A 13,016-nucleotide genomic window follows, 5' to 3' on the forward strand; every position below is an offset into this window, starting at 1 on the left:
ATGCCTTGAAAAAGACACTCAATTCTGATGGCCTAATTTTTCTACTTTGCCGCATGAATGAACATGCTTTTATCAGACTGCTTTTTTAATAAATATTCAAATTCTTCACACCTGTCAATATTATTTTCAATCTTGACCCGATTGCCTTCGCAAAACATGATCTTTAGCAAAGACTGAATGGCAAAAGGCACCGTGCGCCGCGACCGGCAGCCGGGCCTTTATACTGGCCCATCCGCGTGACGCGCGGCGAGTCCGCCACGTTTGAATCCCTTGCCGCCGGCACGCAATCCTCGGAGCCCGACATGCGCATGATCCTGTTCAGCAGCCGTCAATACGACCGCGACACGTTCATCGAAGCCAACGGCAGGCATTGCTACGAACTGCACTTCCAGGAATCGCACCTCGATAGCGAAACCGCGATCCTGGCGCACGGCTATGAAGTGGTGTGCCCGTTCGTCAACGACAAAGTCGACGCGGCCGTGCTGGCGCGGCTTCATGCCGGTGGCACGCGCTTGATCGCGTTGCGCTCGGCAGGCTTCAATCATGTGGACCTGGCCGCGGCCGAACGCCTCGGCATCCCGGTCGCGCGCGTGCCGGCGTATTCGCCGCACGCGGTGGCCGAGCACGCGGTCGGCCTGATTCTGGCGTTGAACCGGCGTCTGCCGCGCGCCGTCGCACGGACGCGCGAGGGCGACTTTTCGCTGCACGGGCTGCTCGGCTTCGATCTGCACGGCAAGACGGTCGGCGTGATCGGCACTGGGATGATCGGCCGCGTCTTCGGACGGATCATGGCGGGTTTCGGCATGCAGGTGCTCGCGCACGATCCCGGCACGCCGGCCGAAGACCTGCTCGCGCTCGGTGCGCGCTATGTTCCGCTGGATATGTTGCTGGCAGAATCGGACGTGGTCAGCCTGCACTGTCCGTTAGTGCCGGACACCTACCATCTGATCGACAGCCACGCGCTCGCCAGGATGAAACGCGGCGCGATGCTGATCAACACCGGCCGCGGCGGCCTGGTCGAAAGCAATGCGCTGATCGGGGCGTTGAAAGACGGCCAGCTCGGCCATCTCGGACTCGACGTGTACGAGGAAGAAGGCGGCCTGTTCTTCGAGGATCACTCGAACCTGCCGCTGCAGGACGACGTGCTCGCACGTCTGCTGATGTTCCCGAACGTGATCGTCACCGCGCACCAGGCGTTCTTCACACGCGAGGCGATGAGCGAGATCGCCCAGACCACCCTCGACAACGTCGCGGCCTGGGAGAGCGGCACACCGCGCAACCTGGTGCGGGCGGCGGGTTAGGGATTGCCGACTGGCGGGGGAACGATCTGAGGCGGCCCGCCCAGCGTCGTGGCGCGAATCGCGGTGCGGGCGTCGTCCGGCGCACCGCACAGTTCGCGCAGCATCGCCGCCTCGCGCTCGTGTACTTCCACCGGAAACCAGCGCGCGCCGGCATCGGCCAGATAGCGCGCGCGATGTTGCCCGTTGCGAAACGACACCACGCCTTCGCGCTCCAACCCCACCAGGCCGAGCAATCCCGGCGCGCGACGCGTCGTGATCGTCACGTAGGGCATCTGCGGAATGCGCGGATTGTCCGGATCGAGAAACTCGCGAATGCCGCGCACCTTGCCGGCATGCCATTCGGCAACCGGCTTCAGCACGTAGTCGGTGTTGTCGCGATCCGCGCAGGCGAGCAGCTTGCGCACGTCGATCAGCACGACCTGATGCCGCGTGCCGTCGGTGACGAAGACGCGTTTCAGGCGCACATGATCGAACCACGCATGCTCGAGGAGCGGCACGATCCACACGGTTTCGGCGCAAGCCGGCGAAGCGGCGGACGATGGATTGGACGAAGGCAAAGGCAGGCTCGATAAGCTGGCGAAAATCCGCCAGCGCGTTAAAAGAGCGCTAACGCTACGAGTCGACTGTGTAAGAAGCATGACAGACCACGGCATTAATCACACTGCATGCTCATGCTGCCAGGACACCTCGGCATGAACACACTTTAAAAGTACCCGCACACACGGGCAGACGCTGACCTCTATCGATGTAACGACTATAGCCACGCAAAATTTCAATAGCTATGCGCGCGTCGAAGTTAAGCAGGATATCGGCGGCGCGACGCTCGTCCTTGAGGAGCCCGCGCGCCGTGTGCAGCAAAAAACAACATTTGCCTTACGCCTCGGCACGGGTGTTTTGACTTAGGTAGAATCCCCTACTGTTTCGCCTCATGCACGGCGCACGCGTTCTCGCCCCGAAAACGCGCGCCGGCCGCGCGGCACTCCCCGTCGCGCTGATTCACGCTCCGCCACCATGCCTTTACCCCTGCTAGCCCTTGCCGTTGCCGCCTTTGGAATCGGTACCACCGAATTCGTGATCATGGGCCTGCTGCCCGACGTGGCACGCGATCTGTCCGTCTCGATTCCGGCCGCCGGCATGCTGGTGTCGGCGTATGCGCTCGGCGTCACGATCGGCGCACCGATCGTCGCGATCGCGGTCGCCAACATGCCGCGCAAGAAAGCGTTGATGAGCCTGATCGGCGTGTTCATCGTCGGCAATCTGCTCTGCGCGATCGCGCCGGGCTACGCGGTGCTGATGGCCGCTCGGATCGTCACGGCGTTCTGCCACGGCGCCTTCTTCGGTATCGGCTCGGTGGTGGCCGCGGGCCTGGTCGCGCCGAATCGCCGCGCGCAAGCCATCGCGCTGATGTTCACCGGCCTGACGCTCGCCAACGTGCTCGGCGTACCGCTCGGCACCGCGCTCGGCCAGGCCGTGGGCTGGCGCGCAACCTTCTGGGCGGTGACCGGCATCGGCATCGTCGCGGCGGCCGCGCTCGCCGTCTGCCTGCCGGCAAAAATCGAAATGCAGAAGGCCAGTCTCATCCACGAATTCAGCGTGTTGAAGAATCCCCAGGTGTTGATGGTGCTCGGCATCAGCGTGCTCGCGTCCGCCAGCCTGTTCTCGACCTTCACCTACATCACCCCGATTCTCGAAGACGTGACCGGCTTCACGCCGCATGCGGTCACACTGGTGCTGTTGCTGTTCGGCCTCGGTCTGACCGTGGGCAGCACGCTCGGCGGCAAGCTCGCCGACTGGCGGCTGTTGCCGTCGCTGGTGGCATTCCTGCTGGCGATCGTCGTGATCCTGACGATCTTCGCGGGCACGATGCACGCGCAGATTCCGGCGATGATCACGATCTTCGTCTGGGGCATTCTGGCCTTCGCGATCGTGCCGCCGCTGCAAATGCTGATCGTGGACCGTGCGAGCCATGCGCCGAATCTGGCTTCGACCTTGAATCAAGGCGCGTTCAATCTCGGCAATGCGACAGGCGCCTGGCTCGGCGGCATGGCAATCGGCGCGGGCGCGCCGCTCACCACGCTGCCATGGGTCGGTGTGGCGACCTCGATCGGCGCGCTGGTGCTGACGCTGTGGTCGGTATCGATCGACCGTCGCGCACAGCGGATGATGGCCGCGGGGTAATTGCCGTGTTGATTCGCCGTGTTGATTCGCCGCGCGGCGTGAACCTGCCGATGCGTGCGCACGACCAGCGGCCGTAGTAGCATCTCGGCCGATGAAAGTCATCTTCACTCGCGATTTCCTCGCGCTCATTCTCAGTGTTGCCGTGGTCGGGCTCGGCAGCGGCGCGACCCTTCCGCTGACCGCGCTCGCCCTGACGCAAGCCGGCTATGGCACCGACGTGGTCGGCCTGCTGACCGCCGCGCAAGCGGGCGGCGGCCTCGTCGTCGTGCCGTTCGCCGGTTGGGTCGCGGCGCGCTTCGGTGGCCGCCAGGTGATCGTCGGCGCGGTGCTGGTGGTGGCGATCGCCACCGCGCTGATGCAACTCACCGCAAACCTGTGGCTCTGGGCGCTATTGCGCGTGCTCTGCGGCGCGGCGCTAATGCTGCTCTTCACGATCGGCGAAGCCTGGGTCAACCAGCTCGCCGACGACGCCACCCGCGGCCGTGTGGTCGCCATCTATGCGACCAACTTCACGCTATTCCAGATGTCGGGGCCGGTGCTGGTGAGTCAGATCTCGGACCTCATGCATTCGCGCTTCCTGATCTGCGGCGCGCTCTTTCTACTGGCGCTGCCGATGCTCGCCACCCTCCGCACCACACCGCACGCGGCCGACGACGAACACGCCGCGCACGGCAGCTGGCGCCGCGTACTGCCGCAGATGCCGGCGCTGGTGGTCGGCACCGGCTTTTTCGCGTTGTTCGACACGATCGCGTTGTCGCTGCTGCCGCTCTTCGCGATGTCGCACGGCGTGACGAGCGAGGTCGCGGTGTTGTCCGCCTCGGCTTTGCTGCTCGGCGACACCACGATGCAGTTTCCGATCGGCTGGCTCGCGGACCGGCTGGGCCGCGAGCGGGTGCATATCGGCTGCGGCGTGATCGTCGTGCTGCTATTGCCGTTGCTGCCGTGGGCAATCAAGTCGCCGTGGCTGTGCTGGCCCTTGCTGTACGTGCTCGGTGCGGCGGCGGGCGCGATTTACACGCTGTCGCTGGTCGCGTGCGGCGAACGCTTTCGCGGCATCGCGCTGGTGTCGGCGAGTTCGCTGGTGGGCGCTTCATGGAGCGCGGCCAGTTTCGGCGGGCCGCTGGTGGCGGGTGCATTGATGAAGGGCGTCGGCGACGATGCAATGGTCGGCGTGTTACTCGTGGCAGCGCTCGCGTTTCTGGCGGCGGTGTGGTGGGAACGGAGGCGGCTGACGGTGCGGGCGGTGGGGTAATCGACCGCGATCTGGCTTTTCTCGCCCTGCATTTCGACCACTTTAATTTGGGAAATTTCTCACAACAGAACGACCGTGCATTAAGGCAAACTAATCCATACGTATTCCTATATACATCAATAACGTATGAGAGACTTCTTAATTGCAACCGGAGATTCCGCGCCGCCACCGGCGGTTCGTTTCGCGCAGAACACCAGCACGCTCGCTTCGACGGAAAATCACACGGCGTCTCAGCCCGTCTGCGCCGCCGAGTCTGAACAGGCTATCGCGCATCTGATGCGGGCGGCCCTGATGGAGTGCACACCGCCCGATGTAACGCGGATCGTCACCGCACACGGCTGTTTCGCGCAGGCATGCCTGCTCGCCCATGAAGACCTGCATGCGTTCTGTTCCAAGGATCCCGCTCAAAAAGGGTCGGCGAGCGCCGTTCTGGTCGGCTCCACGTCCTTCAAGGCCACCCTCCATTACCGGCTCGCACACGCACTGATCGCCATGGCGGGCATCGGCCCGCACGCGCGCGCGGACATGGAAGCCTATGCCTCGCTCGTCGCCAATCGCGGCAAACTGCTGTCCGGCGCGGAAATCCATCCGCGCTGCGCAATCGGCCGGCGGTTCATCCTCGACCACGGCTGGGGATCGGTGATCGGCGAGACCAGCGTGATCGGCAACGATTGTTATTTGCTAGGCGGCGTCACGTTGGGCGCCACGGGCATCGCCGGTAATCCGGCGGGCAAGCGCCACCCCACGCTGGGAGACCGCGTTCAGATCGGGGCATTCGCGCGCCTGTTCGGCGACATTCGGGTCGGCAGCGACGTATTCATCGGCACGCACTGCTGCGTGACTCACGATATCGCGCCACATTCCGTGGTCACACTCCGTTCCCAGACGCAGGTCGTCCGCAGCGGCGTCTCCGCGCGCGCTTGACAGCATTGCATCAGACGAGGTCATTCAATCCATGCGTCCATTTTCCAGATCTACCGATAAACTTTATTATTCGGATACCTTTCTATCTGAGATTCACTCGACTGTTTCAAAGGTCGGCGCCGACTTCGTCGAATTGAGCGCCACCATCGCCTATCCGGAAGGTGGCGGCCAGCAGGCGGACGTCGGTACGTTGACGTTGCCCGATGGCCAGCTCATCCGCTTTATCCACGTCCGCAAGATGTACGGGCAGCGCGCGAACATTCCCGATTTTCCGGACATTCAGCTAGGCGGCGTGGTGGAACACGTCGTGGATCCCGCCGACACGCACCATCTCGCCAACCTGAAACCGGGTGACGAAGTGCGGATCAGCATCGACACGATGCGCCGGGCACGGTTGTCCTTGAGCCACACTGCGTCGCATCTTCTCTATCTCGGCGTGGGCAGTGTCCGGCCCGACGCCGTGGCGTGGACCTTGGGCTGCCATATCCGCCCCGACGGCGCGCGCTTTGATTTCGGCGTCGATACCCGCTTCACGGCTCAGGAAATTGACGCGATCGAGCAGATCGCCAACGACTTCGTCGCGCGCGGCAGCACGGTGCGGACCTACGCGCATGCCGATCACGGCGACGCCCGCTACTGGCAATGCGAAGACCACACCATGCCTTGCGGCGGAACGCATATCGGCAATACCGCGCCGATCGGGCGCATCGTCGTTCGCCGCAAAAGCATGGGTGCCGGCAAGGAGCGGCTGTCGTGTCAATTCGACGGTGCGCGCGTCGATATCGCATCGTTCCATACCGACGCCCTCCGCCATGTCGCGCCGGAGGCGAAGCCATGAACCGCGTGAGCAACGCGCCATCGCCCCATGCAAGTGTTTCGACGAGACTGCCTGGTACGACCTACCTGCTGACGCTTTGTCAGGCCATCAACCTGACCGCCGCCGTGGTGTCCGTCACTATCGCGGCACTGGTCGGCGGCAAGCTCGCGCCGAGCCAGGCATGGGGCACCGTGCCTTACGGTTTCCAGTTCGCGGCGGTCGCCATCGCCACGTATCCAGCGGCCAGCTTCATGCATCGACATGGCCGCAAGGCAGGGTTCCTGCTCGGCGCGCTGTTCCTGATCGCGGCCGGCTGCATGGGCTACCACGCCGTGGTTCGCGCCCGCTTCGCGGAACTGATCGTCGCGCACGGTATGCTCGGCGTGTACGTGGCGTTCGCCAACTTCTATCGCTTCGCCGCCGTCGACGGCCTCGCGCCGGCGCTGCGGCCTAAGGGCGTATCGCTGGTGGTCGCGGGCGGCATCGTTGCCGCGCTCAGCGGTCCGCTGCTGTCGATGGGGCTGAAAAACGTAGACGGTTTCGCGCCGTTTTCGCTGTGTTACGCGTCGTTCGTGCTGCTCGGCCTGGCCACCATCGCGGCGATCGCGTTCTGGCGGCCGGCTCGACCGCCCATGGCCACGGCACGCGCCGTCCAGGCGGGCGCCGTCACCGCGCGCGCGCCGATCATGGCCGCGATCGTTGCCGCCGCGCTGAGCTATCTGCTCATGAACATGCTGATGGTGCAGGCGTCGCTGCTCATGGCGTCGCTCTGCGTGTCCTTCGACACAAGTTCGTTCGTAATCCAGGGGCATGTCGTCGCCATGTTCGCGCCGTCGTTCGTGACTGGTGCGATTCTGGTTCGCGCCGGCCATCGCAATACGCTGCTCGCCGGTTATCTGCTGCTGGCAGGCTCTGCGATGCTGGGCATTTGGGGAGTCGGTCTCTGGCCGGTCGTCGCCGGTCTGATCCTGCTCGGCGTCGGCTGGAACTTCGGCTACGTGGGCGGCGGCGCGTTGCTGGCCTGTACGCTCACCGACGCAAATCGCTATCGGATGCAAGGTATCAACGATTGCGTGATCGCGATCTGCGCGACCGTGGGCGCCTTTCTCCCGGCCGTCCTGCAAAGCGCGATCGGTTGGCCGGCCACCAACCTGGTCTGCCTCGTGCTGTGTCTCGCCGCCGCCGGCCTGACCTGGGTGTGGATGCGCGAAACGCAACCGCGCATTGCGCAGGCGCTTCCATCATGACGCTCGAACCGATTCATCCAACGCCGCTTGCCAACGTCGAGCAGGAAACGCCCCATACGGGCAACACCCTGCTGACCCCACTTCGCGAGGTCCAGCCCGGATTGCTGCTCAAATTCGAATGCGATAACCCGGGCGGTAGCCACAAAGTACGGGCCGCGCGCTTTATCGTGCGAAATGCGATCGCCAGCGGCGAAATCGTGCCCGGCCGCACCACGGTCATTGAAAAGACCGGCGGCAATTTCGGCTTCGGGCTGGCCATCGCCTGTCACGCGCACGGAGTACCGGTCCACCTCGCCGTGGGCCTCGGATTCAGCGCGGTCAAACGCCGCTGCCTCGAACTGTTCGGCGCGCAGCTCATCGGCCTCGATATGCTCGAACGTGGCGCAACGCCGCGCGAGGTGGTGGAATCGCATCTGACTCATCAGGCGGAACACGAGCGCAACTACTTCTACACGGATCAGTTCCGCAACGCGGGCAGCGTAATCGCGCACGAAATCGAAACCGGGCCGGAGATCGCGGCGCAACTCCAGGCGTGGCCCCACGTTCGCCAATTGACCTTTGTCGCGTGCGCCGGCACGGGTGCAAGCCTCGTTGGCATTGCCAAAGCGTTGAAGTCAGCGGGCTATCGGGTCCACGTCGTGCTGGTGGAGCCGCAGGGGTGCGACTCGCGCAACGGCGTCTTTACGGACCACAAGCTCGAAGGCATGTCGGTCGGCGCGGCGCCGCCTTTTCTCGGCTGGGATCTGATCGACGAGGTGAGGACCGTGTCGTACGAGCAGGTGCTCAGTACACGCAGAACGTTCGCGTGCACGAGCGGCTTTCTGGTGGGCAATACCACAGCCGCTTGCCTGAGCGTCGCACATGGGTTGGCGCGCAACGCAACGCGCGAGCATAAGGTCCTTTCGATTCTGTACGATCATGGCCTGTGGTACGTCCGGTAACCGGATCGCGCCGATTTCCGCTCGGCGGCAAAAGCGGAAACAAAAAAGGTCGGCGCCATTGCGCCGACCTCGCTTCATCATCGATTCAAAGCTTATTGCCGCGCCGGCAAAATCTGCCCCGCGCACACCCCGAAGCCGACCCGATAACCCTCTCCCTGGCACCAGCCCGCCAACGTCAGTTCGTCGCCGTCTTCGATAAAACTGCGCGTGCCGCCCTGCTGCAACTCCACCGGCTTCTTGCCGTTCCACGTCAGTTCCAGCAGGCTGCCGAACGAATCCTCGCTCGGCCCGCTGATCGTGCCGGAACCCATCAGATCGCCCACCCGCGTGTTGCACCCCGACACCGTGTGATGCGCGAGCTGCTGCGCCATCGTCCAGTACATATGCCTGAAATTGGTCCGCGCGATCGTGCTCGCCTGGGTGGCCTGGTGCGGACGCAAGGTCACTTCCAGATGGATGTCGAAAGCGTGCGCGCCGTCGTGACGCAGATAAGCCAGCGGCTGCGGCTCCTGCACCGGTTGCGCGACGCGGAACGGTTCGAGCGCGTCGAGCGTCACGATCCACGACGAGATCGTGGTCGCGAAGCTCTTCGCGTTGAACGGACCGAGCGGCACGTATTCCCATTGCTGGATGTCGCGCGCGCTCCAGTCGTTCAGCAGCACCATGCCGAAGATATGCGCCTCGGCATCCGCGCAGGCCACCGGCTCACCTAGCGCATTGCCTGCGCCGATCACGAAACCCGTTTCCAGTTCGATATCCAGCTTGCGGCACGCGCCGAACACAGGACGCTCCTGATCCGGCAGCTTCAGTTGACCCTTGGGCCGACGCACCGGCGTCCCGCTCACCACCACCGACGACGCCCGTCCGTTGTAGCCGATCGGCATTTCCGACCAGTTCGGCAGCAACGCGTTCTTCGGATCGCGGAACATCGAACCGACATTCGTCGCGTGTTCTTTCGACGAATAAAAATCGGTGTAGCCCGGAATCTGCACCGGCAGATGCAATTGCGCGTCGGCCTGACGCACCAGCGCCTTCGCACGTAGCGCGCTGTCGTCGCGCAAGGCCGCGCTCTCGCGTGCCAGCAGATCGCTTAATTGGACACGGACACTGCGCCATGCGTCGCGTCCGAGTGCGATGAAGTCGTTCAACGTCTCGCGTGCAAACACGTCTGCTTTCGACGATACCTTGAGCAGGCCCGCGGTCTGCAACGCGGCCAGATCGACGATCTCGTCGCCGATCGCCACGCCCACGCGCCGCGCCCCGTTCAGCCCGTCACGCGGGTCGCTAAACACGCCGAACGGCAGATTCTGGATCGAAAAATCGCTGGTCGGGTCGTTGGCCGATTCGATCCAGCTCTTGCGCGACGGATCGAGCGTCGCCTGAAAATCGCTGAACGCGCTCATCGTTGCTCCGGGTTGAAATGTTTCTTGAGGCCTTGCCAGCACTCGTAGTAATGGGCCTGCAATTGCGCGGTTTCGAGCGCGAAGCGGGTCGGCTTGAGCAGCGTGCGCGTTTCGAACATGAAGGCCATCGTGTCGCTCACTTTATGCGGTTTGGACGTATCGCTGTGCGAGGCCTTTTCGAACGTGTCCGCGTCCGGGCCATGACCCGACATGCAGTTGTGCAGACTGCCGCCGCCGGGCACGAAGCCCTCGGCCTTGGCGTCGTACACGCCATGCACGAGGCCCATGAATTCGCTCGCCACGTTGCGATGGAACCAGGGCGGGCGGAAGGTATCTTCGGCGGCGAGCCAGCGCGGCGGGAAGATCACGAAGTCGATCGTATCGACGCCCGGCGTGTCGCTTTGCGATTGCAGCACCAGGAAAATCGACGGGTCCGGATGGTCGAAGCTGATCGAGCCGATCGTGTTGAAGCGGCGCAAATCGTACTTGTACGGCGCGTAGTTGCCGTGCCATGCCACCACGTCGAGCGGCGAATGGCCGATATCCGCGCGCCACAGATTGCCGTTCAGCTTGGCGACGAGTTCGAAGTCGCCTTCGCGGTCTTCGTAGGCCGCGTGCGGCGTGAGGAAATCGCGCGGATTCGCGAGACCGTTGGAGCCGATCGGGCCGAGATCCGGCAAGCGCAGCAGCGCGCCGAAGTTCTCGCAGATATAGCCGCGCGCCGTGCCGTCCGGCAGGCTCACCGCGAAGCGCACGCCGCGCGGAATCACCGCGATCTCGAACGGTTCGATATCGAGCCGGCCCATTTCGGTCGCAATGTGCAGACGCCCTTCCTGCGGCACGATCAGCAATTCGCCGTCGGCGCTATAGAAGAAACGGTCCTGCATCGCGCGGTTCGCGGCGTACAGATGAATCGCGCAACCGCTCATCGATTCCGCGGCGCCGTTGCCCGCCATCGTCACCCAACCGTCGATGAAATCGGTCGGCTCCGTCGGCATCGGCAAGGCGTCCCAACGTAATTGATTGGGCGGCGTCGGCGGGACGTCGGCGAAATTGGCGACCAACCGCGCTGGGGGCAGTAGCGTGAACGGCTTGTGCACGGCTGCCGGCCGGATCCGGTAGGTCCAGGTGCGGCGATTGTGGCCGCGCGGCGCGGTGAACGCGGTGCCCGAAAGCTGCTCGGCGTACAGACCGTAGGCCGCGCGCTGCGGTGAATTGCGGCCGTCGGGCAACGCGCCCGGCAGCGCCTCGGTGGCGAATTCATTGCCGAAGCCCGACTGATAACCCGGCTCGATCTCGAGCCGCGAGTGCGCGATATTCGGCTGACGTGTTGCGGTGTCCATGCAAGGTTCTCCGTTGATACTCGTTCGTTTCATCTCAAGCGGTCTGCGGCTCGGCCGGCCGGCCGCGTTGCCGGGTCGCCGCGGCGAGCGCGATCACCAGCAGCGCGGAACACAGCACCGGCACGGCTGCCGCATGGAACAGCGACGCGTTCGACCAGTTCATCGCGATCAGTTGGCCGCCGACCAGCGGGCCGAACACCGAGCCGATCCGGCCGATGCCGAGACTCCAGCCGATGCCTGTCGAGCGCAGCGTGGTCGGATAGAAATGGCCGGCCAGCGCGTTGACCGCCGGTTGTCCGCCGACCACGCAGAAGCCGCCCGCGAACACCACGACCAGCAGCCACGGCAACGCATGGGCGACCGTGCCGATGGTGCCGACCGCGAGCGCCGCGCAGGCAAAACACACGAACAGCACGCGCACGAAACCGAAGCGTTCGATAAACCAGCCGAGCAGCAACGTTCCCACCACGCCGCCGGTCTGCAGCACCGTACCGACGATCACTGCGGTGGAGGGCGAATAGCCGGCGTCGCGCATCACCGTGGGCAGCCAGTTCGACAGGAAGTACAGGTCGATCAGGTTCATGAAACTGATGGCCCACAGAATCAGCGTGACCGGCGTGCGGCCCGCGCGGAACAGTTCCGCGACCGGCGCGCCGCCGGTGCCCTTCTCACGCACGACGACGCGGGTGTTCGCGTCGATCCGCAGCGTCGGATCGAATTTCGCGAGCCAGCGCAGCGCGCGCTCGCTGCGTCCCTTGAGCACGAGGAATTGCAGCGATTCCGGCAACGCCGCGAGCATCGCGAACGCGAGCAGCAGCGGCACCGCGCCGCCGACCCAGAACACCGCGCGCCAGCCGTAGGCCGGAATCAGCGCGGCACTGACGAAACCGCCGAGCGCCGCGCCCAGCGTGAAGCCGCACGACACCAGCATCATGCGCTTGACGCGGTGCGCGGGCGACGCAAACTCGCCGACCAGCGCCATCGCGTTCGGCATGATGCAGCCGAGCCCGAGTCCCGTGACGAAGCGCAGCGCGATCAACGCAGGAATCGTCGAAACGAACGCCGTGGCCAGCATGGACAGCGCGAAGAAAAACGTCGCGCCGATCAGCACCGGCCGGCGTCCGATCCGGTCCGCCAGTACCGACAAACCCAGCGCGCCGAGCAGCATGCCGAACAGGCTCGCGCTGAACACGGGGCCGAGCGCCGCCTTCGACACATGCCATTCGCCGATCACGCTGGGCGCGACGTAGCCCATGGCCTGCGCGTCGAAGCCGTCGATCACGAGACACAGCCCGCACAACGCGAGCAGCATCCACTGGAAGGCCGGGTGATGCGTTTCGCCGAGCACGCGCTCGACTTCGATCACGTTGGCGGCGGCTGGAGCCGGATTAGCGCTCATTCGGGTGTCCCCTCATCCTGATGGATTGTCTGGTGGCCGCGTGGATGGCAACGACGGCCCCGTTCCGTGCAGAACGATCGCCGTCACCGTCAACACGGCGATTTACGTATAGTAAAACGAATTACGTATAGTGAAATTAACGTATACCCTGAAGCACCGCGCGAATACGGCCGGAAGCCCGCGCGCACAAGCGTTCGGCGGATAACGTTAT

The 13,016-nt window shown here is 64.3% G+C and carries 11 protein-coding genes; 7 read left to right on the top strand and 4 right to left on the bottom strand.

Features of this window, described 5'->3' with window-relative positions; genetic code table 11:
- Positions 1-302 precede the first annotated feature (302 nt).
- The gene (locus BX591_RS25635) at positions 303-1,301 is read left to right on the top strand and encodes a 2-hydroxyacid dehydrogenase (protein WP_111934132.1); all 999 of its coding nucleotides are present in this window, start codon (positions 303-305) and stop codon (positions 1,299-1,301) included.
- On the opposite strand, the gene BX591_RS25640 is transcribed toward BX591_RS25635, so the two are convergent.
- Positions 1,298-1,939, bottom strand: coding sequence for a plasmid fertility inhibition factor family protein (locus tag BX591_RS25640; protein ID WP_111934133.1), 642 nt, complete (start codon positions 1,937-1,939; stop codon positions 1,298-1,300). The genes BX591_RS25635 and BX591_RS25640 overlap by 4 nt on opposite strands.
- Positions 1,940-2,312: 373 nt before the next feature.
- On the opposite strand from BX591_RS25640, the gene BX591_RS25645 reads away from it, so the two are divergent.
- From BX591_RS25645 to BX591_RS25670, 6 genes are all read left to right on the top strand, one after another.
- Positions 2,313-3,479, top strand: coding sequence for an MFS transporter (locus BX591_RS25645; protein ID WP_111934134.1), 1,167 nt, complete (start codon positions 2,313-2,315; stop codon positions 3,477-3,479).
- A gap of 91 nt (positions 3,480-3,570) precedes the next feature.
- Positions 3,571-4,731, top strand: coding sequence for an MFS transporter (locus BX591_RS25650; RefSeq protein WP_111934135.1), 1,161 nt, complete (start codon positions 3,571-3,573; stop codon positions 4,729-4,731).
- Between the two features lie 276 nt (positions 4,732-5,007).
- A complete protein-coding gene (locus BX591_RS25655) occupies positions 5,008-5,655 on the top strand; it encodes a serine O-acetyltransferase (protein ID WP_111934136.1) in 648 nt (215 codons plus the stop codon).
- Between the two features lie 133 nt (positions 5,656-5,788).
- Positions 5,789-6,493, top strand: coding sequence for an alanyl-tRNA editing protein (locus BX591_RS25660; protein ID WP_244147110.1), 705 nt, complete (start codon positions 5,789-5,791; stop codon positions 6,491-6,493).
- A complete protein-coding gene (locus tag BX591_RS25665; protein ID WP_111934138.1) occupies positions 6,490-7,719 on the top strand; it encodes an MFS transporter in 1,230 nt (409 codons plus the stop codon). Before BX591_RS25660 ends, BX591_RS25665 begins: the two co-directional genes overlap by 4 nt.
- The gene (locus BX591_RS25670) at positions 7,716-8,660 is read left to right on the top strand and encodes a PLP-dependent cysteine synthase family protein (protein WP_111934139.1); all 945 of its coding nucleotides are present in this window, start codon (positions 7,716-7,718) and stop codon (positions 8,658-8,660) included. Before BX591_RS25665 ends, BX591_RS25670 begins: the two co-directional genes overlap by 4 nt.
- 92 nt (positions 8,661-8,752) lie before the next feature.
- On the opposite strand, the gene fahA is transcribed toward BX591_RS25670, so the two are convergent.
- The 3 genes from fahA to BX591_RS25685 are packed head-to-tail and all read right to left on the bottom strand — an operon-like array spanning position 8,753 to position 12,805.
- Entirely contained in the window at positions 8,753-10,063 is a 1,311-nt protein-coding gene (fahA, locus tag BX591_RS25675; protein ID WP_167444613.1) for a fumarylacetoacetase, read from the bottom strand.
- Positions 10,060-11,406: a homogentisate 1,2-dioxygenase gene (gene hmgA, locus BX591_RS25680; RefSeq protein WP_111934141.1), complete on the bottom strand. Its 1,347-nt coding sequence runs from the start codon at positions 11,404-11,406 to the stop codon at positions 10,060-10,062. The genes fahA and hmgA overlap by 4 nt, the downstream gene beginning before the upstream one ends.
- 34 nt (positions 11,407-11,440) lie before the next feature.
- Complete coding sequence (locus tag BX591_RS25685) at positions 11,441-12,805, bottom strand: MFS transporter (RefSeq protein WP_111934142.1); 1,365 nt, start codon at positions 12,803-12,805, stop codon at positions 11,441-11,443.
- Positions 12,806-13,016 lie beyond the last annotated feature (211 nt).

Source organism: Paraburkholderia bryophila, assembly GCF_003269035.1.
Classification (GTDB): Bacteria; Pseudomonadota; Gammaproteobacteria; order Burkholderiales; family Burkholderiaceae; genus Paraburkholderia; species Paraburkholderia bryophila.

Excerpts from the sequence above, each read along its gene's own strand:
- BX591_RS25635 (WP_111934132.1), top strand. The coding sequence starts at position 303 with ATGCGCATGATCCTGTTCAGCAGCCGTCAATACGACCGCGACACGTTC.
- BX591_RS25640 (WP_111934133.1), bottom strand. The coding sequence starts at position 1,939 with ATGCTTCTTACACAGTCGACTCGTAGCGTTAGCGCTCTTTTAACGCGC.
- BX591_RS25645 (WP_111934134.1), top strand. The coding sequence starts at position 2,313 with ATGCCTTTACCCCTGCTAGCCCTTGCCGTTGCCGCCTTTGGAATCGGT.
- BX591_RS25650 (WP_111934135.1), top strand. The coding sequence starts at position 3,571 with ATGAAAGTCATCTTCACTCGCGATTTCCTCGCGCTCATTCTCAGTGTT.
- BX591_RS25655 (WP_111934136.1), top strand. The coding sequence starts at position 5,008 with ATGCGGGCGGCCCTGATGGAGTGCACACCGCCCGATGTAACGCGGATC.
- BX591_RS25665 (WP_111934138.1), top strand. The coding sequence starts at position 6,490 with ATGAACCGCGTGAGCAACGCGCCATCGCCCCATGCAAGTGTTTCGACG.
- BX591_RS25670 (WP_111934139.1), top strand. The coding sequence starts at position 7,716 with ATGACGCTCGAACCGATTCATCCAACGCCGCTTGCCAACGTCGAGCAG.
- fahA (WP_167444613.1), bottom strand. The coding sequence starts at position 10,063 with ATGAGCGCGTTCAGCGATTTTCAGGCGACGCTCGATCCGTCGCGCAAG.
- hmgA (WP_111934141.1), bottom strand. The coding sequence starts at position 11,406 with ATGGACACCGCAACACGTCAGCCGAATATCGCGCACTCGCGGCTCGAG.
- BX591_RS25685 (WP_111934142.1), bottom strand. The coding sequence starts at position 12,805 with ATGAGCGCTAATCCGGCTCCAGCCGCCGCCAACGTGATCGAAGTCGAG.